This is a genomic window from Saccharothrix xinjiangensis (genome assembly GCF_039527585.1).
GTDB classification, from domain to species: domain Bacteria; phylum Actinomycetota; class Actinomycetes; order Mycobacteriales; family Pseudonocardiaceae; genus Actinosynnema; species Actinosynnema xinjiangensis.
In genome coordinates, this window is record NZ_BAAAKE010000009.1 from 26,391 (window position 1) to 48,690 (window position 22,300).

Below are 22,300 nucleotides of genomic sequence, written 5' to 3' on the forward strand. Positions count from 1 at the left end.
CCCTCCGGGCGGTCCCGGATCGTGGTCAGCTTTTCCGGATCCCGTATCAGGAGGCGTGCTGCGCGCTCCTCATCAGTGAACCGGGGTGGGCCGGGAGGCAGAGCAGCGTGAGGAGGTCGCCGGATGGTGCATCACGCATCCGTGCGGGCCGACGTCGAGTTCGGGTCCGGCGCGGGGGCGCCCGGCCGTCCCGGGGTCCGGCTGGTGGCGGGCGGCGCCCAGGACGAGCGCACCGCCCGGTGGCTCGCCGAGGCCGAGCTGTCCGACCTGGTGGACGTGGCGCTGCTGGGCGACCAGCGCGCGGTCGAGCAGTTGCTCAAGCGCATCCAGCCGCTGGTGCTGCGGTACTGCCGGGCGCGCGTCGGCACGCGCGAGCGCACCCTCGTCTCGGCCGACGACATCGCCCAGGAGGTGTGCCTGGCGGTCGTCTCGGCGCTGGGCAAGTACCAGTACGAGCCCGGGTCGTTCCTGGCGTTCGTCTACGGCATCGCCGCGCACAAGGTCGCCGACGCCCGAAGACGCGCCGTGCGCAGCCGGTCCGAGGTCGTGCCCGAGCTGCCCGACACGCCCGCGCTGGAGGACGGGCCCGAGCAGCGCGCCGTGAACGGCGAGATGATCGGCCACGTCACCGAGCTGCTGCGCAAGCTGCCCGACCGGCAGCGGGAGATCCTGGTGCTGCGGGTCGCGGTGGGCCTGTCGGCCGAGGAGACCGCGGCGGCCGTCGGCTCGACGCCGGGCGCGGTCCGCGTCGCCCAGCACCGCGCGCTCGCCCGGATGCGCGAGATGTTCGCCGCCGCTGTCGGCGGTTGATCGGCCTGGCATCGTGGGGGGATGGCACCGCCGTCGCCCACCGAACCACAGTTCGACGTGCTGCTGTCCGGGACGGTGTTCCTGGACATCATCTTCACCGGCCTGCCCCGGCCGCCCGCGCCGGGCACCGAGGTGTGGGCCGAGGGCCTGGGCTCGTGCCCGGGTGGCATCGCCAACCTCGCCGTCGCCCTGAGCCGGCTCGGGCTGCGCACGGCGCTGTCTGCCGCCTTCGGCGAGGACGCCTACGGCGACTTCTGCTGGGAGGTCCTGTCCGACCAGGAGGGCGTCGACCTGTCCCACTGCCGCCGGTTCTACGGCTGGCACTCGCCGGTCACCGTGTCCATGGCCATGGACCACGACCGCTCCATGGTGACCCACGGTCACCGGGCGCCCGTGTCCGGTGACGAGCTGCTGTCGCCGCCGCCGTGCACCAGGGCGTGCTTCGTGCACATCGGGCCGGACGACGAGCGGTGGGTGTCGCTGGCCAAGGAGCGGGGCGCGCTGCTGTTCGCCGACATCGGGTGGGACCGGACCGAGGCGTGGGCTCCCGACCTGCTGCGGCGGCTCGACGGCTACGACGTGTTCCTGCCCAACGAGGTCGAGGCCCGGCACTACACGCGGTGCGACACCGCGCGGGACGCCGCGGTCGCGCTGGCCGAGCACGTGCCCGTGGTGGTGGTGACCAGGGGCGGCGGGGGAGCGGTCGCGGTCGACTCGACCACCGGCGAGGTCGTCGAGGTGCCGGGCCTGAACGTCGCCGCGCTCGACTCCACCGGGGCGGGCGACGTGTTCGGCGCCGGGTTCGTGGCGGGGACGCTGTCCGGGTGGCCGCTGGCGCACCGGGTGCGGTTCGCGAACCTGTGCGCGGCGCTGTCGGTGCAGCACTTCGGCGGGTCGCTGTCGGCGCCGGGGTGGGTGGACATCGCCACCTGGTGGCGGACGGTGTCCCGGCGCCTGGACGACGACCTGGGGCAGTACGGGTTCCTGGAGGACGTGCTGCCGCCGCAGGCTCGCACGGAGGTGCGGCGGGCGAGCGCCACGATCCGGCTGAACACCCGATGATCACCCGATCGTGATCTTGCCTCCGGTCGAACGCCTGTTCGATCATTGAGCCCGTGAACGACAACCGCCCCCGCTTCCGGGCGGGTGAGGTCGATCACCTCGTTGCGCCTGGAGGCCTCGGCCTTCCGGCCCAACGGGGTTTCACCAGGGGCTACAGGGGGCAGGAGTAAGTTCGACAGCTGTCGTCGAGATCGCTCTCGAATTTCCTGCTCGCCGGTGAGCAACCTGCGGCGGTCGTCGTGCGACTTACTCGATGAGGGTTTCCCGCGGGGCTTCGAAAGGGGTTGCAGGTTCAGTGTTCGCCGCGCGCGCGACAGGTCTGGTCAAGTTGGTGGGGTTGTGCCTCATGGCGGGCGTGCTCGTCGCGGCGGTGCTCTTCCCCGTGGTCGGTGGTCTCGGTCTGGCCTCCAACCGCGCCGCCGACACCGTGGACCAGACCTCCGGTGAGCTGACCAAGGCGGAGCTGCCGCTGGTGTCGACCGTGCTGGACATGCACGGCCAGCCCATCGCGTACTTGTACGACCAGTACCGGATCCCGGTGCCGTCCGATCAGATCTCCGACACCATGAAGGCCGCGATCATCGGGATCGAGGACAAGCGGTTCTTCGAGCACAAGGGCGTCGACTGGCAGGGCATCGCCCGCGCCGCCGCCAAGGCGGGCGTGGACGGCGGCGCCTCGCAGGGCGCCTCGACGCTCACCCAGCAGTACGTGAAGAACTACCTGGCGTTCGTCGTCGGCAAGGGCTCGGAGGAGGCGTACGAGAAGGCCACCGAGGTGACCTTGGGCCGCAAGATCAGCGAGGCCCGCATCGCCACCCAGCTCGAACAGAAGATGACCAAGGACGAGATCCTCACCGCCTACCTGAACGTCGTCCCCTTCGGCAACCAGACCTACGGCGTCGGCGCGGCGGCCCGCGCCTACTTCGACACCACGCCCGCCGAGCTGACCGTGCCGCAGGCCGCGATGCTCGCCGGCCTGGTCAACGAGCCGAGCCGGCTCAACCCGGGCGCCGACGTGGACGCCGCGATCAAGCGCCGCAACACCGTGATCGACAAGATGCGCGAGAACGGCGCGTTCGGGGCCGACCCGGCGGTCGCCGAGGAGAAGGCCAACGAGTACAAGGCCGCCGACATCGGCGTGGTGCCTGACCTGAAGCTGCTGCCCAACGGGTGCGTCGGCGCCGGCGACGGCCCGATCTACGGCTTCTTCTGCCGCTACCTGATCGACTACCTGGAGCGCGCCGGCCTGCCGCTGGACGACGTCCTCCGCGGCGGCTACACGATCACCACCACCATGGACCCGGAGGCCACCAGGGCCGCCAAGCAGTCCGCCATGAACCAGGTCCCGAAGACCCAGCCGGGCATCGCCAACGCGATGGCCGTCGTCGAGCCGGGCGCGGACAAGCACCGGGTGCGCGCGCTGGCCGCCAACCGCGACTTCGGCAACAACGCCGACGCCGGGCAGAGCGCCTACTCGATCCCCGCCGAGGTGACCAAGTTCGGCGCGGGCTCCATCTACAAGGTGTTCACCGCCGCGTCGGCGCTGGAGCGCGGGATCACCGGCATCGACCGGCAGATCGACGTCCCCAAGACCTACACCTCGTCGGTCTACAAGGACGGCAACAAGGGCTACACGGTCAAGAACGACGGCGACTACGGCGGCAAGATGACCTTGACCGACGCGCTCGCGAAGTCGCCGAACACCGCGTTCATCATCCTGGAGGAGAAGGCGGGCCTGAACAACGTCGTGGACATGGCCCACCGGCTGGGCCTGCGCGAGTCCATGCAGGGCGTGAACGAGGAGGGCATCCCGCTCAAGGCCGACGGCTCCAACGGCCCGTCGCAGGGCGACGTCTACAAGCGGGACAACAGCGGCTCGTTCACCCTCGGCGCCGGCCCGACCAGCGTCCTGGAGCTGTCCAACGTCGCGGCCACCATCATGAGCGCCGGCAAGTGGTGCCCGCCGACGCCGGTGGAGAAGATCGTCGACCGCAACGGCCGGCCGGTGCAGCTCAACGAGGCGCCGTGCGAGCAGGCGGTCGAGCCCGGCGTGGCGAACGCCCTGGCCAGCGGCATGGGCGCGGACATCAAGAGCGGCGGCACGGCGGCCATAGCGGCGGGCAACGCCGGCTGGAACCGGCCGATGATCGGCAAGACCGGCACCACCGAGCACCACATGTCGGTCGCGTTCATGGGCGCCACCCCGCAGTACGCCGGCGCGGTGATGACCTACGCCGACGGCTCGACCCCGCAGGCCATCTGCCCCGGCAACCCGCCCTACCTGTGCGGCCGGGTCAACTCGGGCGGCGTCTACGGCGGCCAGGTGGCCGCGCCCACGTGGTTCAACGCGATGAACGTCATCCACCAGAACAAGCCCGTGGAGCCCCTGCCGCCGGTGGAACAGCGCTACCGGTAGGGCCTGTCCTCGAAGCGGGCGCGGCTGATCCCGCTCGGCACGCCGCCGACGACCGCCGCACGAGCACGAACCGCCGCACGAGCACGACCGCCGTCCACGTGAGAGGTGGTCGTGCTCGTCCGGCGGACGCGATGAGCCGGGTGATCGCGGACAAGGGCCGCGTCGGCCGCTCCGGCCGCGCCCACCTGCGACAACACCGCATCCCAGCCGCCATCACCGAACGCCGTGACCAGCAGGACGATCGTCTGCGCCGAGGCGGGCCGGTACTCCCGGAGCCGTCGCCCGGTCGGCGACGACCTGCCCGGTCCGGTTCGGGTGCCGGGAGTGCCGGATCCGGTTCCGCGGGTGCCGGGTTGAGGGCTGGGAGCGCCGGGTCGGGGGTTGGGAGCGCCGGGTCGATGACCCGGATCGGCTGTCCGGTGATCGCCCGTGGCGGTCCGGCCGGCCGGGCCCTTGCCATCTTTCCTTGATCGTCATGCATCTCATCGGTGTGGTCCTCGTCACGCCGTCTCGGTGGGTTGACCCCTGTTCGAGGCCTGGATGAGCGGCCTGAGGGGGCTGGTTCGTCACCCGGTCCGCGCCCCGCCGCAGCCCGTGGACCAGCAGGTTTGTAACGAGCCGATGCGGAACTTTCGGGTATCTGAACACGGTGAGTGATAATCGGTGCGTCAACTCACGAAAAACCCGCAGCACTCACCCGAAGGCTTGCCCTTCCTGGCTACGTCGGGTTACTTTTTCGGCCGCACATCACGGTTCGGTCACCAGATGGACACGGCGTCGCTCCCCGAAAGCGGCGGCACCTGGATCCCCCGCCAGGCGTCCCGACCGGGCTCCCCGATGCAGGAAGGCACAACCTTGGCACGGCATTCGATCGCCAGTGGCCGCCGCGCGTTCAGCGCGTCCCCGAGGGTCACCGGCTCGCGTGGTTGCCACCGCGCTGAGTGCGACAAAGCCCCCGTCAGCGGTCGGGTCGCGGCCGTCGTGGTCGCGGCGGGCACGCTCGTCACGAGCGTCGGCGCGGCCAGCGGCCTCGGTTCCGGTGACAGCCGGATCCTCCCCGTGGCAGCGGGCGCGGACTTCGCGGCGGCCCTCGTGGCCAACACGACCACCTCGACCCCGCCGGCCGCCTCGGTGCGCACCGTGCACGCGGTCGAGCCCGGTCTTGAGGCCGCGAAGCTCATGCGGTCCGAGGCGCTCTTCGCCCGCCAGCACGTCGACCAGGCCATCAAGCACGCCTCGGACGGCTACAACGCGCGCCAGGCCGAGCTGAAGCGCCAGCAGGAGGCCGAGCAGGCGCGCATCGCCGCCGAAGAGGCCGAGAAGGCCCGCGTCGCGGCCGAGGAGGCGGCGAAGGCGGCGGCGAAGGCGGCGGCGCAGCGCCCGAAGGCGGCCAAGCCGGCCGAGGGCGCCTTCACCTCGGGCTACGGCGCGCGGTGGGGCACGACGCACTACGGCGTCGACATCGCCAACGCCATCGGCACCCCGATCCTGTCCGCCATGGACGGCGTGGTCGTCGAAGCGGGCCCGGCCTCGGGCTTCGGCCTGTGGGTCCGCGTCCAGCACGGCGACGGCACGATCACCATCTACGGGCACGTCAACGAGATCCTCGTGTCCCAGGGGCAGCAGGTCCAGGCGGGCCAGCAGATCGCCACCATGGGCAACCGCGGTCAGTCCACCGGTCCCCACCTGCACTTCGAGGTCTGGATCGGCGGCTCGCAGAAGATCGACCCGATCGGCTGGCTGGGCGAGCGCGGCATCAACCTCTGACGCGACCCACCCCCCGACGTCCGGCTCTCCCGCCCTGTCACCCCGCTCAGACGCAGGGGTGACAGGGCGGACGGCTGTGTGGAGGTGGGGGGAGTGGTCGGGGCGGCGCTCGACGACGCTGCGGCTCCTCCGCGGCTCCTCCGCGGCTCCTTGTGTCTCTCTTCCACGCCTCCTCTGCCTCTCTCGAACGCCTCTTCTGTATCTCTTCCGTGGCTGCTCGGTGCTCGCCGGCATAGTGAGAGAAGTCGGGCATACCGACTGGTCGGTACCTGCGGTACGGTGGCGGCCGGACGCTCAGGGAGGCGATCGTGGCCCGTTGGGGAATCACCCTGCCGTTGACCGGTGTGCCGGTGCTCGACCACCGCGACCTGGTGGCCGAGCTGGCCGACCTCGGCTACACCGACGTGTGGTCGGCCGAGACCGCGGGCACGGACGCCTTCACCCCGCTCGCCCTGGCCTCGCAGTGGTCGGACCGGGTCCGGCTGGGCACCGCCATCGTCCCCTCCTACACGCGCGGCCCGGCCACTTTGGCCATGTCGGCCGCCACCCTGGCCGAGGTCTCCGGCGGGCGGTTCGTGCTGGGCATCGGGTCGTCCTCGCCGGTGATCGTGCAGCGGTGGAACGGCGTGGAGTTCCGCGAGCCGTTCAAGCGCACGCGCGACACCCTCCGCTTCCTCAAGGCCGCGCTGAGCGGCGAGAAGGTGACCGAGGACTACGAGACGTTCTCGGTGCGCGGGTTCCGGCTGGAGCGGGTGCCCGCCGAAGTGCCGCCGATCATGCTGGCCGCCTTGCGGCCCGGGATGCTCCGGCTGGCCGGTCGCGAGGCGGACGGCGCGATCACCAACTGGCTCGGTGCGGGCGACGTGCCCAAGGTGCGCGCGGAGCTGGGTGACGGGTCCGAGCTGGCCGCCCGCATCTTCGTCTGCCCGACCGAGGACGCGGACGCGGCCCGCGCCCTCGGGCGCATGTTGATCAGCACCTACCTCACCGTGCCCGCTTACGCGGCCTTCCACGAGTGGCTGGGGCGCGGCGAGGACCTGCGGCCGATGCACGAGGCGTGGGCGGCGGGCGACCGGCGCGGCGCGGGCGCGCTGATCCCCGACCGGGTCGTGGACGACCTGATCGTGCACGGCAGCGCGGCCGAGTGCCGCCGCAAGGTGGCCGAGTACGCGGCCAACGGGGTGGACACCCCGGTCATCGCCGTCCTGCCCACCGGCGCCGACCAGCTCGACCTGGTGCGCGCCCTCGCCCCGAACGCCTGACCTCGCGCTGGACCCAGGTCGGCTGCTCCCGCGCCGCCCGGGTCCGCGCTGCCTGGTCCCGCGCTGGCTGACCCTGTGCTGGCTGGGTCCGCGCCGGCTGGTTTCGCGCCGGCTGGTCCTGCGCCTCCGACCCTCGCGCTGGACGGCCCTGCGCTGGACGGCCCTGGGCTGAACAACCCCGCGCCGAGCCGCGCGGAGCCGCGTTCTCGCTGCTCAACGCTATGCCGCACATCCGCTGAACCCCCTCCGGCCACGGCGGCGGCGCTCGCGCAACCAGACCACCACTCGCTTCTGGCTAGGCTCGTACCAGGCCGGGAGGTGGAAGTTGACGAGCATGTCCGACGTCGCGCGGGCGGCCGGGGTGTCCGCGGCGACGGTGTCGCGGGCGCTGCGCGGTGAGCCCGGGGTCTCGGAGGCGACCCGCCGGTACGTCACGGAGGTCGCCAAGCGGATGCGGTACGCGATCGCCCGCGACGCGTCGAGCCTGGCGGGCGGGCGGCGGTACGCGATCGCGGTGCTGACCGCCGACGTGGGGCGGGGCGAGCTGCTGGCGGGGGCCGAGGGCGCCCTGCGGCAGGCGGGCTACGACGTGCTCCTCTACGTGCTCAAGGAGCCGGAGGCGCGGTCCCGGTTCTTCGAGGAGCTGCCGCTGGCGCGCCGGGTCGACGGCGTGCTCGCGCTGTCGGTCGACCTCGGCGAGGCCGAGGGGGTGGCGCTGGCCGGCCTGGGCGTGCCGGTGGTGGAGGTGCGCGACGACGACCCGCGCGAGGCGCTGCGGCTGGCCGTGGGGCACCTGGTCGGGCTGGGTCACCGGGACGTCGCGTTCGTGGTGACCGGCGACGTCGTCGGTGACGTCGACGAGTCCTGTGACGAGCTGCTGGCCGAAGGCGGGCTCCGGGTGCGCCCCGAGTGGACCCTGTGGTCCTCGCCGACCGTCGCGGGCGGTGAGCAGGTGGTGGACGCGCTGCTGGACGCCGAGCGGCTGCCGACGGCGGTCATCAGCTCCAGCGGCGAGGTGGCGCTCGGCGTCTTCCTGCGGCTGCGCCGCGACGGGCGGGCGGTGCCCGGCGACGTGTCGATCATCAGCCTGGAGGGCGCCGACCTGACCCGCGCGGTGGGCATCACCGCGGTCGAGGTCGCCTGGCGGGAGCGCGGCGAGCACGCCGTCGACGCGCTGCTGGCCGGCCTGCGCGGCGAGCCCGCCGACCGCGAGCCGCCCGCCGTGCGACTGGTCGTCAGGGATTCGTCCGGACCGCGGGTTTGAACCCCCGTCGAGCAGGCCATTAACCCGGAAGAACTTCCTGCAACCTTCGGGTGACCAGGCCTGCCCGGCCTGGCTTCGGCCGACCAGAGGAGACGAAGCTGTCCGGCGTGGACGACGAGCTCGCGGCACTGGCCGAGGCCCACGGCGTGGCCACCCACTACGAGGACGCCAACCAACGCCGCGCGGACGTCGACGCCGACGTCGTGGTGGCCGTCCTGGCGCAGTTGGACGTGGACGCCTCCAGCCCGGAGGCGATCCGCCGCGCCCTGGCGGCGCCGAAACCCCCACCGCGCACGATCGTGCTGCGCGAGGGCGACGTGCTCGACGAGACCGGCACCGCCCTCCTGGAGGGTGGTGGCGAGGTGGAGCTGCCCGCGGCGCTGCCGCTGGGCTACCACCGGCTGGGCGACCGCACGGTGATCGTGGCGCCGCGCCACCTGGAACCGGTGCCGCGCGCGTGGGGCTGGATGCTCCAGCTCTACGCGATGCGCTCGGCCGAGTCGTGGGGCATGGGCGACTACGGCGACCTCGCCACCCTGGCCCGGCGCAGCGCCGAGGAGCTGGGCGCGGGCGTGCTGCTGGTCAACCCCGTGCAGGCGATCAGCCCGACCGAGCCGGTGGAGCGGTCGCCGTACTCGCCGTCGAGCCGCCGCTACGCCAACCCCCTCTACCTGCGCGTCACCGACGTCCCGGCGTACCGGCGGGCCGACGAGCGGACCCGCGCCGAGGTCGACGCGCTGCGCCCGCCCGAGGACACCGGGCTGATCGACTACGACGCGGTGTGGCGGGCCAAGTCCCGGGCCCTGGAGCTGCTGTGGCGGCACGAGGAGCACCGCGAGCCGGAGGGCGACCTGCTGGAGTTCGCCAGGTTCTGCGCGCTGGCCGAGGAGCACGGTCCCGATTGGCGTTCCTGGCCACCTGAACAGCGGAATCCGGCGACCGCCACACCCTCACACGAACGAGTGATGTTCCACGCTTGGCTGCAAGAATTGTGCGAGCAGCAACTGGATCGGGCCCGGAGCGCGGCGCACGATTCGGGTATGCCAGTCGGCGTCGTGCACGACCTCCCCGTCGGGGTGCACCCCGGTGGCGCCGACACGTGGGCCTGGCGCGACGCCTTCGCGCCCGCGGTCACCGTGGGCGCGCCGCCGGACGCGTTCAGCCAGCTCGGCCAGGACTGGAACCTGCCGCCGTGGCGGCCCGACCGGCTCGCCGAGCAGGGCTACGAGCCGTTCCGGGCGGTGGTGCGCAGCGTGCTCCGGCACGCCGACGGCATCCGCATCGACCACGTCGCCGGCCTGTGGCGGCTGTGGTGGATCCCGCCGGGCGAGCCGCCCAAGCGCGGCACGTACGTGCACTACGACGCGGACGCGATGCTGGCCGTGCTGACGCTGGAGGCGCGGCGCGCGGGCGCCGTCGTGGTCGGCGAGGACCTCGGCACGGTGGAGCCGAAGGTCACCGAGTCGCTGCACGAGCACGGCATGCTCAGCTCGGCGGTGCTGTGGTTCCAGCGCGACTACGACCTGCCCGGCCACCCGCTGGTGCCGCCGGAGAAGTGGCGCGAGTCGGCCATGGCGAGCATCTCCACCCACGACCTGCCCACCGTGGCCGGGTTCCTGGCCGCGGAACACGTTCGGGTGCGAGCCGAACTGGGGCAGTTTGAAGGACCCCCGGAAGGGGAATACGAGGCAGCCGCGCGCGAGCGGGGAGAGTTGGTCGAACTGCTCGAGCAGGAGGGGGTACCGGCCGATGACCTGGTTACCGCGTTCCACGCCCTGCTGGCGAAAGCCCGTTCCGTGCTGGTGCTGACCTCGCCCCAGGACGCGCTGGGCGAGGTCCGCCAGCCCAACCTGCCCGGCACCACCGACCAGTACCCGAACTGGCGGATACCGCTGCCGGTCGCGCTCGCGGAACTGTTCGACCACCCGCGCGTGCGCGAAGTGGCCGCCGCGCTCGCCGCCGGGCGCGGCCGATGAGCCGCAACACGCACGCAACCGCAGGCCGCCCACCTGCGGAGTATGGTCAAGCCCGTCACCCGCGCCATGGTTGGAGGTGGCATTCACCCGTGAACACCGAGTTGGTCTCCCGCACCGGGTTGTTGCCCGAGCTGCCCGCACAGACCGCCCCCGTCACGACCGCCGTCCCGAGTCCCGCCGACGTCCTCGAAGCGGCCGTCGAACGGGTGCTCACGTCCGTGCGGCCGTCCAACCTCGCCGACCCGCTGTCCGGCGCCCACCACGCCGAGGAGTCCCTGCGGGACGCCCTGCGGCGCGCCGACATCGGGTCGAACCCGGCGCTGGGCCAGGCCGTCGCCTGCGCCGAGGCCGCCGCCGAGCACCTCCGCTACTCGGAGTTGCAGGAAGCACGCCTGCTGTTGGTTGCAGCACGTGGGCAGCTCGCCAGGTCGCACGCGAGCAGGTAGTGATTTAGAACGGTAGGGGTTAGGAACGTCTTAAGCTCGTCGGAGGAAACCCTGTGCGGCCCTGGCCCGGTACTCCCTACCCGCTCGGCGCTAGCTACGACGGCGTCGGCACGAACTTCACCCTCTTCTCGGAGGTCGCCGACTACGTCGAGCTGTGCCTGTTCGACGACGACGGGACCGAGACGCGCGTGAGGCTGCCGGAGGTGGACGGCTTCGTCCACCACGGCTACCTCCTCGGCATCGGTCCCGGCCAGAAGTACGGCTACCGCGTGCACGGTCCCCACGACCCCGGGCGCGGTCTGCGGTGCAACCCCAACAAGCTGCTGATCGACCCGTACGCGAAGGCGATCACCGGCGAGGTGAAGTGGCACGAGTCGCTGTTCGGCTACCCGTTCGGGGCGCCGGACGAGCGCAACGACCAGGACTCGGCCGGCCACGTGCCGCTGTCGGTCGTGGTCAACCCGTTCTTCGACTGGGCCAACGACCGCCCGCCGAAGACGCCCTACAACGAGAGCGTCATCTACGAGGCCCACGTCAAGGGCCTGACCATGCTGCACCCGGAGATCCCGCAGCGCCTGCGGGGCACCTACGCGGGCCTGGCCCACCCGGCGGTGATCGACCACCTGAAGGGCCTGGGCGTGACCGCGATCGAGCTGATGCCGGTGCACCAGTTCATCAGCGACCACGGCCTGGAGCAGAAGGGCCTGAGGAACTACTGGGGCTACAACACGATCGGGTTCTTCGCACCGCACGAGGGCTACGCGGCGCTGCCGGACAACGCGGGCCAGGTGCAGGAGTTCAAGGGCATGGTGCGCGCCCTGCACGAGGCGAACATCGAGGTCATCCTCGACGTGGTCTACAACCACACCGCCGAGGGCAACCACCTGGGCCCCACGCTGTCCATGCGCGGCATCGACAACCAGGCCTACTACCGGCTGGTCGACGACGAGCAGAAGTTCTACATGGACTACACCGGCACCGGGAACTCGCTGAACGTGCGCAGCCCGCACACGCTCCAGCTGATCATGGACTCGCTGCGCTACTGGGTCACCGAGATGCGGGTGGACGGGTTCCGCTTCGACCTCGCCGCCACCCTGGCGCGGGAGTTCTACGACGTGGACCGGCTGTCCACGTTCTTCGACCTGGTCCAGCAGGACCCGGTGGTCAGCCAGGTCAAGCTCATCGCCGAGCCCTGGGACGTCGGCCCCGGCGGCTACCAGGTGGGCAACTTCCCGCCGCTGTGGACCGAGTGGAACGGCAAGTACCGCGACACGGTGCGCGACTTCTGGCGCGGCGAGCCGGCCACGCTCGGCGAGTTCGCCTCCCGCATCACGGGCTCGTCGGACCTCTACAAGGACGACGGCCGGCGGCCGTACGCCTCGATCAACTTCGTCACCGCCCACGACGGCTTCACCCTCAACGACCTGGTCTCCTACAACGACAAGCACAACGCGGCCAACGGCGAGGACGGCCGCGACGGCGCCGACGACAACCGGTCGTGGAACTGCGGCGTCGAGGGCCCCACCGACGACCCCGAGGTCAACGAGCTGCGGGTGCGGCAGCAGCGCAACATGCTGGCCACCCTGCTGCTGTCGCAGGGCGTGCCGATGCTGCTGCACGGCGACGAGCTGGCCCGCACCCAGCAGGGCAACAACAACGCCTACTGCCAGGACACCGAGCTGTCGTGGGTCGACTGGTCGCTGGTGGAGAAGAACCGCGACCTGGTCGAGTTCACCTCGGCGCTCACCGAGTTCCGCAAGCAGCACCCGGTGCTGCGCCGCCGCCGGTTCTTCCAGGGCAAACCCATCCGCAAGGGCGACGAGTTGCGCGACATCGCGTGGTTCACCCCGGCGGGCGAGGAGATGCAGGAGCAGAACTGGGGCGACGGCTTCGGCCGGTGCATCGTCGTGTTCCTCAACGGCGAGGGCATCCCGGACCTCGACCAGCGCGGCATGCGCGTGCTCGACGACTCGTTCCTGCTCGCCTTCAACGCCCACCACGAGGACATCGAGGTCACCCTGCCCGAGCCCGGCTACGGCCCCCAGTGGACCGTGGTCGTCGACACCGCGACCGGCGCCGTGGTCACGCCCGAGCTGGGCGACGACCCCATCCCGGCCGGCGGCACGTTCACCGTCACCAGCCGATCCCTGGTCGTGCTCCAGCGGACGGGCGTGGAATGAGCGGGCCCTCCTCCACCTACCGGCTCCAGTTCACCCCCGACTTCACCTTCGCCGACGCGGAGGCCGTGGTCGACTACCTGGACGCGCTCGGGGCGGGCGCCCTGTACGCGTCGCCGCTGCTGGAGGCCGTGCCCGGCTCCACGCACGGCTACGACGTGACCGACCCGACGAAGGCCCGCGACGAGCTGGGCGGCGAGTCGGGCCGGGTGGCGCTGAGCAAGGCGCTGAGGAACGCGGGCCTCGGGTTCGTGCTCGACATCGTGCCCAACCACATGGCCGTCGACCACGACGACGCCAACCCCTGGTGGTGGGACGTCCTGCACCACGGCCGCGAGTCGCGGTACGCGGAGTACTTCGACGTCGACTGGGACTCCGGCAAGCTCCTGCTGCCCTTCGCCGCCGACGAGGACTCGGAGGAGGAGCACGAGCACTACCGGCTGGCGTTCTGGCGGCGCGGCAACACCGAGCTGAACTACCGGCGGTTCTTCGACATCACCACGCTGGCCGGCGTGCGCGTCGAGGACCCGGCGGTGTTCGAGGCCACGCACGGCGAGGTGCTGCGATGGGTGGCCGCGGGCGAGGTGACGGGCCTGCGCGTGGACCACCCGGACGGCCTGGCCGACCCCGGCGGCTACGTGCGGCGGCTCAAGGAGCGCTCGGGCGCGTGGCTGGTCGTGGAGAAGATCCTCGGCGTGGACGAGGACCTGCCCGCGAGCTGGCCGGTCGAGGGCACCACGGGCTACGACGCGCTGCGCGAGGTGTGCGGGCTGTTCGTCGACCCGGGGGGCGAGGAGGGCATCACCGCGCTGGCCCGCGAGCTGGGCGTGCCCGTCGACTTCGCCGCCGTCGAGCACGAGAGCCGCGAGCTGGTCGCGAACACCATCCTGCGCGCCGAGGTGCGCCGGATCGCCGCGCTGCTGCGGCACCCGGACCGGGAGCAGGCCGAGCGGGCCGTGGCCGAGGTCATGGTCAACTTCCCGGTCTACCGCTCCTACCTGCCCGAGGGGTGGGACGCGTGGGAGGCGGCGGTGGCCAAGGCCGGCTCGCCGGCCGCGCGGGCGCTGGACGAGCAGGTCCGCGCCGACCCGCGCGGCGAGCTGGCCACCCGCCTCCAGCAGACCTCCGGCATGGTGGTCGCCAAGGGCACCGAGGACACCGCGTTCTACCGGTACACCCGGTTCGTCGCGCTCAACGAGGTCGGCGGCGCGCCCGACCGGTTCGGCGTGCCGCCCGCCGAGTTCCACCGGCGGGCGGCCCTGCGCGAGGCGGGCGCGCCGCACACCATGACCGCGCTGTCCACGCACGACACCAAGCGGTCCGAGGACGTGCGGGCCAGGCTCGCGGTGCTGGCCGAGATGCCGGGCGAGTTCGCCGACCACGTGCGCCGGTGGACCGCCGAGCACCCGATCGACGAGCCGTCGCTCAACGCCCTGGCCTGGCAGTCGCTGGTCGGCGCGTGGCCGATCACCGCCGACCGGATGCGCGCCTACCTGGACAAGGCGGCCAAGGAGTCGAAGGTCCGCACCACCTGGACCGACCACGACGAGGAGTTCGAGGCGGCCGTCGCCGCGTGGCCCGACCGGGTGCTCGACGGGCCGGTGGCGGCCGACGTGGCGGAGTTCGTCGACCGGGTCGTGGCGCACGGCTGGTCCAACGCGCTGGGCCAGAAGCTGGTCCAGCTCACCGCGCCCGGCGTGCCCGACGTCTACCAGGGCACCGAGCTGTGGGACCTGTCGCTGGTCGACCCCGACAACCGCCGCCCGGTCGACTACGGCGTGCGGCGCAAGCTGCTGCGGCGCATCGAGGAGGGCTGGCTGCCGGACGTCGACGACTCGGGCGCGGCCAAGCTGCTCGTGGTGCACCGCGCCCTGCGGCTGCGCCGGGAGCGGCCCGAGCTGTTCCGCGGCTACCGGCCGCTGCCCGCCTCCGGTCCGGCCGCACCGCACGCAGTCGCGTTCGAGCGGACCGGTGTGGTTGCGGTCGCCACCCGACTTCCGGTGGGGTTGGCGAACGCGGGCGGGTGGGGCGACACGGTGCTGCCGCTGCCGCCGGGGGAGTGGACCGACGTGCTCACCTCCCGGCCTGCCCCACCCCGCCTGGCCGAACTGCTGGACCGCTACCCGGTGGCGCTGCTGGTGCGAGGAGACCTGTGACTTTCTCGGTGTGGGCCCCGGCGCACGAACGCGTCCTGGTCCGGGTCGACGGGCGCGACCACGACATGGTCGCCGGGCGGGACGGGTGGTGGCACGCCGACGTGCCCCGGGAGGCGGGCGCGGACTACGCGTTCGTGCTCGACGGCGACGCCCTGCCCGACCCGCGGTCGCTGTGGCAGCCGAACGGGGTGCACGCCGCGTCGCGGGTGTACGACCACTCGGCGTTCCGCTGGACCGACTCGGCGTGGACCGGGCGCGGCCTGCCCGGCGCGGTGATCTACGAGCTGCACATCGGCACGTTCACCTCATCCGGCACATTTGATGGCGCGATCGAGCGACTCGACTACCTGGTGTCACTGGGTATCACCCACGTCGAGGTGATGCCGGTCAACTCCTTCGACGGAACCGCCGGGTGGGGTTACGACGGTGTGCTGTGGGGCGCGGTGCACGAGCCCTACGGCGGGCCCGACGGGTTCAAGCGGTTCGTCGACGCCTGCCACGCGCGCGGGCTGGCCGTGCTGCTCGACGTGGTCTACAACCACCTCGGGCCCTCCGGCGCGTACCTCGACCGGTTCGGGCCGTACTTCGCGGGCAGCAACGACTGGGGCCCCGGCCTCAACCTCGACGGCGAGGGCGCGGACGAGGTGCGCCGGTACGTGGTCGACAACGCGCTGGGCTGGCTGCGCGACTTCCACGTCGACGGGCTGCGGCTCGACGCCGTGCACGCGCTGGTGGACCGGAGCGCGGTGCACGTGCTGGAGCAGCTGGCCGTCGAGGTGGACGCGCTGTCCGCGGGGCTGGGCCGGCCGCTGACCCTGGTCGCCGAGTCCGACCTCAACGACGCCCGCCTGGTCACCGCGCGCGAGGCGGGCGGCCACGGCCTGCACGCCCAGTGGGCCGACGACCTGCACCACGCGCTGCACGTGGCGCTCAGCGGCGAGACGTTCGGCTACTACCCGGACTTCGAGGGGCAGCTCGGCAAGACCCTGCGCGAGGTGTTCCTCCACGCGAACACCTGGTCGTCGTTCCGGGGCCGGCGCCACGGCCGCCCGGTCGACCCGGGGCTGCCCGGCTACCGGTTCCTGGCCTACCTCCAGAACCACGACCAGGTCGGCAACCGGGCCACCGGCGACCGGCTGTCGGCGCGGGTGCCGACGCGCCGCCTCGCCGTGGGCGCCGCGATCGTGCTGTGCTCCCCGTACACGCCGATGATCTTCATGGGCGAGGAGTGGGCGGCGAGCACGCCCTGGCAGTTCTTCGCCTCGTTCCCCGACCCCGAGCTGGCCGAGGCGGTGCGCACCGGCCGCCGGCGCGAGTTCGGCAGGCACGGGTGGGACGAGCAGGAGGTGCCCGACCCGGTGGACCCGGAGACGGTGCGCCGCTCGGTGCTCCGCTGGGACGAGGTGGCCGAGGACGGCCACCGGGAGCTGCTGGAGACCTACCGGGCGCTGATCGCGCTGCGCCGGAGCAGGCCCGAGCTGGCCGACCCGCGGCTGGACCGGTTCGACGTGCGCGAGCAGGGCCAGGTCCTGGTGCTGCACCGGGGCGGGTCGCGCGTGGTGTGCAACCTCGGCCCGGACACCGAGGTGCGGCTCGACACCGGGCCGCTCGACGTGCTGCTCGCCTCGCCGGGGGTGGAGGTCGCCGGACAGGTCGTGCACCTGCCCGGCGACTCGTTCGCCGTGCTCAGTCCCCCGGCAGCCAACCCACCTCGGTGAGCTTCTCCGCGAGCAGCTGGCCGGCCAGGGTCACCTGGTCGGCCAGCTGTCTTCGCACCTCGGGCCGCTCGTCCTCGGCGCCTTCCTGCGCCGCGTCGTAGGCCGCGACCAGCCGCCTGGCCGCGTGGACCACGTCGACCCCGGGCCACTCGGACGCGGCGACCCGGCCGTTCGGCTCGGCGGACAGGTGCACGGCCCGCACCGCCTGGCGCGGCCCCAGTTCGGCCGACAGGTCGAGCAGCTTCAGCGCTATTGTGTGCAGCTTCACGTTGTGGTGCTGCGACATGCGCACGAGCAGCTGGAACCCCTCCTGCGGCGTGCAGCCCTGCACCGCCGAGATCAGGCCCGTGGCCTGCCCGATCACGGTGCGCGTCTGCACGGCTTTGCGCAGTCCCATCACCTCGGCCTCGAGGCTGGCGATCCGCGCGGTCAGCGAATCGTCATGGCCGTTGTCCCCGACCACGGTCGGGCTCCTCTCTCGCACTTCGGTACCGGTCAGCCAGGCCAGCAGTGCAAGAGCTCCAAAGGACACGCGGGTATCCGACCCAGGCAAGCCCACAGCTCTCGCTGACCCTGGTGCCCTTTCGGGCGCGGGTGGCTTGCGGCTGGCTTTTCAACCGCGTAGACGATCACCGTAGTCGAGGGTGGGTGGCCGGGTGCAACTGGACCGCCCTCAGCGTGGCGGGAGGACGCAGAACTCGTTGTCCGCCGGGTCGGCGAGCACCACCCACGGCAACCCCTCGTCACCACCCACCCGCCGGGCGCCCAGCCCGACCAGCCGCTCCACCTCGGCGTCCTGGTCCCGCTCGGCCGCGATGTCGAGGTGCAGGCGGTTCTTGGTGGTCTTGGGGTCCTCGACGGGCTGGAGCAGCAGCATCGGCCCGGCACCGCTCAGCTCGGTGTAGGTCAGCCCGCGGGAGTCCTGCCACGTGCGGTGCACCCGGTACCCCAGTGCCGCGCACCAGAACCCGGAGAGGGCGTTGACCTGCGCGGGAGGGCAGTCGACCGCGACGGCGACGATGTGTGACGTCATGCGCGTCGGTTTCCCGGACAGGTGACCGGGTATCCACCTGATGAGATCGCAGTCGTGAGGAAGGAACCGGCTCATGGGTGCCGAGGAGAAGTTCGACAACAAGGCCGAGGAGCTCAAGGGCCGCGCCAAGCGGGCCGTCGGCGACGCCACCGACAACGAGCAGTGGCAGGCCGAGGGCCGCGCCGAGCAGGCCAAGGGTTCCCTCAAGCAGGCCGCGGAGAAGGTGAAGGACGCCTTCGGTGGCAACCGCTAGCCGCACGAAGCCCAGCGCCGCCTCGTTCGTGCCGGAAGGCGCGGACCTGGCGGCGCTTCGCCGTGCGGCAGCCGGTTGCCGGGGGTGCCACCTCTACGAGGACGCCACTCGAACGGTGTTCGGCGAGGGTCCCGAGGACGCCCGCGTGCTCTTGGTGGGCGAGCAGCCCGGCGACGTCGAGGACCGGCGCGGCGAGCCGTTCGTGGGTCCCGCCGGCAGGCTGCTGGACAAGGCGCTGGCAGAGGCCGGCCTGGACCGCGCGGAGGCCTACCTGACCAACGCGGTCAAGCACTTCAAGTTCACCCTGGACGCCCGCGGCAAGCGGCGCATCCACAAGTCGCCGGCGCGCGGCGAGGTCACGGCCTGCCTGCCGTGGCTGCACGCCGAACTGGCGCGGGTCGAACCCGACCTCGTCGTGTGCCTGGGCGCGGTCGCCGCCAAGGCCGTGCTCGGCAACGACTTCAAGGTCACCGAGCGCCGCGGGCGGGTCGAGCGGCACGAGGGCCGCGACGTCATCGCCACGATCCACCCGTCCGCGGTCCTGCGCGCGCCCGACCGCGACGAGGCGTACCAGGGCTTCCTGGCGGACCTCCGCGTCGTGCGCGAGCACCTGGAGCGGTGACCCGGTTAACCCGGAATGGTGAAACGGCCCCCGGACCGCTTCCCGCGCGGGAGCACGGGCCGAGCTGGACTGGGCTCGGGGTCACGGGGGCCGGGTGGCTGCCTGGGATTCGCCCAGACCACACCTGGGAAAGGCCGGTCCTAGCGGACAGCCACCTCACGACGAGTCCTGTAGCTATACAACTTGGGACCACCTCCTTCCTCGTGTACGACCGAACCTATGCGAGGGTCGCGGCACTTCGCAACGGGAATTCCTGCTACCCGCGACACACCCGGGCGGGGCGCCCGGACGAGGGCCGGCGCACCACCCGGTCCGATTCCCGCCGGACGGCGACGCGTTGCCCCGGCAGCATTCCCGGCATGGAATTCGAGGGCAGGGTCGCGCTGGTCACCGGCGGCGGCAGGGGGATCGGGGCCGCGATCGCGGTGCGGCTGGCGGAAGAGGGGGCCGACGTGGCGGTGACGTGCCGCGGTTCGGCGGACGACGTGGTCGAGCGGGTGGAGGCGCTCGGTCGACGGGTGCGGGTGATCAGGGCCGACAGCGGCGACGCGGGCGCGGTGGCCGCGGCCGTCGACGAGGTCGTGGACGTGCTGGGGCGGTTGGACGTGCTGGTCAACAACGCGGGCGAGTTCACCGTGGGGCCGGTGGAGGACCTCGGCGTCGAGGACTTCGACCGGATCTTCGCGGTGAACGTGCGGGCGGTGTTCGCGGCGGTGAAGGCCGCGCTGCCGCACCTCGGCGACGGTGGCCGGGTCATCTGCATCGGCAGCAACGTCGCGGAGCGCGCGGTGTTCCCCGGCCTGTCGCTCTACTCGGCGAGCAAGTCGGCGCTGGAGGGGATGACGAAGGCGTTGGCGCGGGAGCTGGGCCCGCGCGGCATCACGGTGAACCTGGTGCACCCCGGCGCGACCGACACCGACATGAACCCGGCCGACGGGCCGCAGGCCGACGTGATCCGCGGGTTCACCGCGCTCGGCCGGTACGCCGAGCCCGAGGAGATCGCCGCCGCGGTGGCGTTCCTGGCGTCGGACGCGGCCCGGTACGTGACGGGGGCCCGGTTGCACGTCGACGGCGGTTTCACGGCGTAGTGGGGTGGGTGGGGCGCGCCGGGCGGCGCGCCCCACCCGTGATCAGCTCGCGTTCACGTCCACGCAGGAGTAGAACGCGTTCGCGGTGTCGCCGATGTTCCAGATGGCGAGCACCGTCTGCCTGCCGGAGGCGGGCAGGGTCACCGTGTGCGACACGGTGGCCGGCGGCTGCTGGTTGTTGCCGCTGATGTTGGCGATGCGCTGGCCGCCCACGTAGTACTCGTAGTTGGCCGTGCGGTGCCGCGCGGTGAAGACCCAGTTGAACGTGACCGTGCGGCCGGTGCTGCTGACCCGCCAGCCCTTGTTGTTGTCGTTCAACTCGGAGAAGTGCGCGACGCCGCCGTTGCAGCTGCGCAGGCCCTTCGGGCCCTCGACGCTCTGCGGCTCCCACTGGATGGCGCCGCAGGACACCGTCTTGGCGGCGCACTGGGCCTGGCGGCTGGGCGGGGACGAGATGTAGCCGTGCGCGAAGGCGGGTGCCGACGGCAGGGCGACGGAGACGAGCGGCGCGGCGAGAACGCCTGCCGCCACCGCTGCGATCCTACGGCGGAGTGACATGGGGACTCCTCTGTTCGGATGGGCGGAAACGCTTGTGGCGAACGCCAACCCGATAGCGCGTTGGGTGGTGTGCAGGGCGTTCACCCAAACGCGGCGGCCGGTCTAGACCATACTCTGTGTGATTGCCCGGTGACAACTACTGGCTCGAAGGTCGGGTCCGGGAAGCCCGCCACATGGTGTGCTCCCGGCTCACCGCCTCCTCCGCGTCCGCGACCTCGCCCGCCCACCCGGCCTCGTCCTCGACCAGCTCCAACCGGCCGCGCACGATCGCCAGCTCGTTGGCCGCGAACGTGTAGGCGCGCGCCAGCGTCGACAACTGCCTCAAGCTCACCCAGGCCGTGCCGGCCGCGATCACCGCCGCCACCACGCCCGCCAGGTCGAACCGCACCAGGCCCAGAGCCTTGGCCAGCGCCGCGCAGATGCCCGCCACCTCGATGGACAGCAGGCCGGCCCGCCACCACCCGGCGTTCCGCTCGTTGCGCGCCGCCCGCGCCGCGTACCAGCGCTGCTGGTCGGCGATGCGCGACTCCAGGTAGGCGGCCTTGCGGGCGGCCAGCGGCGCCGCCCGCAGCGCCCGCATCGCCTCGGTCACCACCGGCCGCCCCGAGGGGCGGATGCTCGTCTTCGGCGCGTCCTCCAGCAGCTTGTGCATCTGCTCGATGAACCGGCGCTCGGTCGCCTGCTCGTCGCCCGTCCTGGCGAACGGCTTGCCGCCCGCGCTGAACTTCCACGCCAGGCTCTTCGCCGACTCCGCCAACGCGCGCCCGTCGTACCAGCGGTCCTCCGGCCGCGCGGACTTCAGGTTCAGCTCGGTGACGGTCACCGCGGCCAGCGCGACCGCCGTGCCGATCGCGGCCACGTCGAACCGGCCGAAGGGCAGCTGCACCGCCCCCGTCGCCGCGGCCGCCACGGCGAGCAGCAACCGCAGCCGCACCGTCCGGACGTAGTGCCGCTGGCCGTCCAGCGACGCGCCGTCCGCGGCCTCGAACAGGCCGGGCAGGTCCTCGTCCCGTAAACCCCTCGCGGTCATCCGGCGAACACCCCTTCGACGTGCGCGCGCAGGTCACCCGGGTCGATGACGGTGGTCAGCGCCGAACCGGACAGGGCGGAGGCCCGCTCGCCCTCGCCCGCCGCTATCTCGTCGGCCGTGCGCCCGGTGCCGCGCAGCACCACCAGCGGCCGGTCGCGGCGCACGCTGTGCTCGGCGTCCTCCCACGCCACCGCGCCGCCGTTGGCCAGCAAGGTCAGCGACGGCGCGGCGCCCGCGACCACCCCGGCCAGGTCCGCCAACCACGGCGCCTCGTCGCCCCACCGGTTGCCCGGCACCAGCACCAGCCGCGTGTGGTTCGGCTCCGGCGCGGCCGAACCGGCCAGCTCCTCGACGACCACGCCGACCAGCGGGAACCGCCCACCCGCCGCCGCCCGCGCCCGCCCGACGGCCCGCATCACGCCGCTGTCCGTGCCGCCGTCCAGGACGACCGCGCCGCACGCGTCCAGCACCGGCACGAGGTCGCGCAGCACCCGCTCCAGCTCCGCCACGCCCGATCGGCCCATGCGGTCCGCGCCGCCCACCACCACCAGCACCGGCCGCCCCGACGGCAGGCCGACCCCGCCTAGCTCCGACCTCGACGAGACCCGCGTCGTCTCCATGATCGACGACCGTACCGGCGCGCGCCCGGCCGCGAGCCGGTA

General features: G+C 72.4%; 19 protein-coding genes. 14 read left to right on the forward strand and 5 right to left on the reverse strand.

What is annotated here, in order from left to right; translation table 11 throughout:
- The first annotated feature begins 123 nt into the window (after positions 1-123).
- The 11 genes from shbA to treZ all read left to right on the forward strand — a co-directional run bounded on the left by shbA (position 124) and on the right by treZ (position 17,054).
- On the forward strand, positions 124-810 hold the full coding sequence (gene shbA / locus ABD223_RS20060; RefSeq protein WP_344037838.1) for an RNA polymerase sigma factor ShbA: 687 nt from the start codon (positions 124-126) through the stop codon (positions 808-810).
- A 21-nt stretch (positions 811-831) separates the two neighbouring features.
- Complete coding sequence (locus ABD223_RS20065) at positions 832-1,872, forward strand: carbohydrate kinase family protein (RefSeq protein ID WP_344037839.1); 1,041 nt, start codon at positions 832-834, stop codon at positions 1,870-1,872.
- Between the two features lie 346 nt (positions 1,873-2,218).
- On the forward strand, positions 2,219-4,288 hold the full coding sequence (locus ABD223_RS20070; protein ID WP_344037840.1) for a transglycosylase domain-containing protein: 2,070 nt from the start codon (positions 2,219-2,221) through the stop codon (positions 4,286-4,288).
- A 1,059-nt stretch (positions 4,289-5,347) separates the two neighbouring features.
- A complete protein-coding gene (locus ABD223_RS20075) occupies positions 5,348-6,055 on the forward strand; it encodes a M23 family metallopeptidase (RefSeq protein ID WP_344037841.1) in 708 nt (235 codons plus the stop codon).
- Between the two features lie 308 nt (positions 6,056-6,363).
- The gene (locus tag ABD223_RS20080) at positions 6,364-7,317 is read left to right on the forward strand and encodes an LLM class F420-dependent oxidoreductase (protein ID WP_344037842.1); all 954 of its coding nucleotides are present in this window, start codon (positions 6,364-6,366) and stop codon (positions 7,315-7,317) included.
- 334 nt (positions 7,318-7,651) lie between these two features.
- Positions 7,652-8,581 carry a LacI family DNA-binding transcriptional regulator gene (locus tag ABD223_RS20085; protein ID WP_344037843.1) on the forward strand — a complete coding sequence of 310 codons (930 nt, stop codon included), beginning with the start codon at positions 7,652-7,654 and terminating at the stop codon, positions 8,579-8,581.
- Between the two features lie 107 nt (positions 8,582-8,688).
- Positions 8,689-10,557 carry a 4-alpha-glucanotransferase gene (locus ABD223_RS20090; RefSeq protein ID WP_344037845.1) on the forward strand — a complete coding sequence of 623 codons (1,869 nt, stop codon included), beginning with the start codon at positions 8,689-8,691 and terminating at the stop codon, positions 10,555-10,557.
- A gap of 89 nt (positions 10,558-10,646) precedes the next feature.
- Entirely contained in the window at positions 10,647-11,003 is a 357-nt protein-coding gene (locus ABD223_RS20095) for a hypothetical protein (protein ID WP_344037847.1), read from the forward strand.
- A gap of 53 nt (positions 11,004-11,056) precedes the next feature.
- Positions 11,057-13,183, forward strand: a complete 2,127-nt coding sequence (gene glgX / locus ABD223_RS20100) for a glycogen debranching protein GlgX (RefSeq protein ID WP_344037848.1) — start codon at positions 11,057-11,059, stop codon at positions 13,181-13,183.
- Complete coding sequence (gene treY / locus ABD223_RS20105; RefSeq protein WP_344037849.1) at positions 13,180-15,336, forward strand: malto-oligosyltrehalose synthase; 2,157 nt, start codon at positions 13,180-13,182, stop codon at positions 15,334-15,336. The genes glgX and treY overlap by 4 nt, the downstream gene beginning before the upstream one ends.
- The gene (gene treZ, locus ABD223_RS20110) at positions 15,333-17,054 is read left to right on the forward strand and encodes a malto-oligosyltrehalose trehalohydrolase (RefSeq protein ID WP_344037850.1); all 1,722 of its coding nucleotides are present in this window, start codon (positions 15,333-15,335) and stop codon (positions 17,052-17,054) included. The genes treY and treZ overlap by 4 nt, the downstream gene beginning before the upstream one ends.
- Here the strand turns inward: treZ and ABD223_RS20115 are convergent.
- Entirely contained in the window at positions 17,023-17,517 is a 495-nt protein-coding gene (locus tag ABD223_RS20115; protein WP_344037851.1) for an ANTAR domain-containing protein, read from the reverse strand. The two genes, treZ and ABD223_RS20115, sit on opposite strands and share 32 nt — an antisense overlap.
- 210 nt (positions 17,518-17,727) lie before the next feature.
- Positions 17,728-18,087: a VOC family protein gene (locus tag ABD223_RS20120; RefSeq protein ID WP_344037852.1), complete on the reverse strand. Its 360-nt coding sequence runs from the start codon at positions 18,085-18,087 to the stop codon at positions 17,728-17,730.
- A gap of 73 nt (positions 18,088-18,160) precedes the next feature.
- Here ABD223_RS20120 and ABD223_RS20125 point away from each other — a divergent pair, with 73 nt between their 5' ends.
- The 3 genes from ABD223_RS20125 (at position 18,161) to ABD223_RS20135 (ending at position 20,050) form a co-directional block, all read left to right on the forward strand.
- Positions 18,161-18,340 (forward strand): CsbD family protein, encoded by a 180-nt coding sequence (locus tag ABD223_RS20125; RefSeq protein WP_344037854.1) that lies wholly within the window; start codon positions 18,161-18,163, stop codon positions 18,338-18,340.
- Complete coding sequence (locus ABD223_RS20130) at positions 18,327-18,962, forward strand: UdgX family uracil-DNA binding protein (protein WP_344037855.1); 636 nt, start codon at positions 18,327-18,329, stop codon at positions 18,960-18,962. The genes ABD223_RS20125 and ABD223_RS20130 overlap by 14 nt, the downstream gene beginning before the upstream one ends.
- 359 nt (positions 18,963-19,321) lie before the next feature.
- Positions 19,322-20,050 (forward strand): SDR family oxidoreductase, encoded by a 729-nt coding sequence (locus tag ABD223_RS20135; RefSeq protein ID WP_344037857.1) that lies wholly within the window; start codon positions 19,322-19,324, stop codon positions 20,048-20,050.
- Between the two features lie 42 nt (positions 20,051-20,092).
- On the opposite strand, the gene ABD223_RS20140 is transcribed toward ABD223_RS20135, so the two are convergent.
- From ABD223_RS20140 to ABD223_RS20150, 3 genes are all read right to left on the reverse strand, one after another.
- Positions 20,093-20,608, reverse strand: coding sequence for a lytic polysaccharide monooxygenase auxiliary activity family 9 protein (locus tag ABD223_RS20140; RefSeq protein ID WP_344037858.1), 516 nt, complete (start codon positions 20,606-20,608; stop codon positions 20,093-20,095).
- 136 nt (positions 20,609-20,744) lie between these two features.
- Positions 20,745-21,638, reverse strand: coding sequence for a DUF4231 domain-containing protein (locus ABD223_RS20145; RefSeq protein WP_344037859.1), 894 nt, complete (start codon positions 21,636-21,638; stop codon positions 20,745-20,747).
- Positions 21,635-22,258 carry a hypothetical protein gene (locus ABD223_RS20150; protein ID WP_344037860.1) on the reverse strand — a complete coding sequence of 208 codons (624 nt, stop codon included), beginning with the start codon at positions 22,256-22,258 and terminating at the stop codon, positions 21,635-21,637. Before ABD223_RS20150 ends, ABD223_RS20145 begins: the two co-directional genes overlap by 4 nt.
- Positions 22,259-22,300 lie beyond the last annotated feature (42 nt).

Excerpts from the sequence above, each read along its gene's own strand:
- shbA (WP_344037838.1), top strand. The coding sequence starts at position 124 with ATGGTGCATCACGCATCCGTGCGGGCCGACGTCGAGTTCGGGTCCGGC.
- ABD223_RS20065 (WP_344037839.1), top strand. The coding sequence starts at position 832 with ATGGCACCGCCGTCGCCCACCGAACCACAGTTCGACGTGCTGCTGTCC.
- ABD223_RS20070 (WP_344037840.1), top strand. The coding sequence starts at position 2,219 with ATGGCGGGCGTGCTCGTCGCGGCGGTGCTCTTCCCCGTGGTCGGTGGT.
- ABD223_RS20085 (WP_344037843.1), top strand. The coding sequence starts at position 7,652 with ATGTCCGACGTCGCGCGGGCGGCCGGGGTGTCCGCGGCGACGGTGTCG.
- treY (WP_344037849.1), top strand. The coding sequence starts at position 13,180 with ATGAGCGGGCCCTCCTCCACCTACCGGCTCCAGTTCACCCCCGACTTC.
- ABD223_RS20120 (WP_344037852.1), bottom strand. The coding sequence starts at position 18,087 with ATGACGTCACACATCGTCGCCGTCGCGGTCGACTGCCCTCCCGCGCAG.
- ABD223_RS20125 (WP_344037854.1), top strand. The coding sequence starts at position 18,161 with ATGGGTGCCGAGGAGAAGTTCGACAACAAGGCCGAGGAGCTCAAGGGC.
- ABD223_RS20135 (WP_344037857.1), top strand. The coding sequence starts at position 19,322 with ATGGAATTCGAGGGCAGGGTCGCGCTGGTCACCGGCGGCGGCAGGGGG.
- ABD223_RS20140 (WP_344037858.1), bottom strand. The coding sequence starts at position 20,608 with ATGTCACTCCGCCGTAGGATCGCAGCGGTGGCGGCAGGCGTTCTCGCC.
- ABD223_RS20145 (WP_344037859.1), bottom strand. The coding sequence starts at position 21,638 with ATGACCGCGAGGGGTTTACGGGACGAGGACCTGCCCGGCCTGTTCGAG.
- ABD223_RS20150 (WP_344037860.1), bottom strand. The coding sequence starts at position 22,258 with ATGGAGACGACGCGGGTCTCGTCGAGGTCGGAGCTAGGCGGGGTCGGC.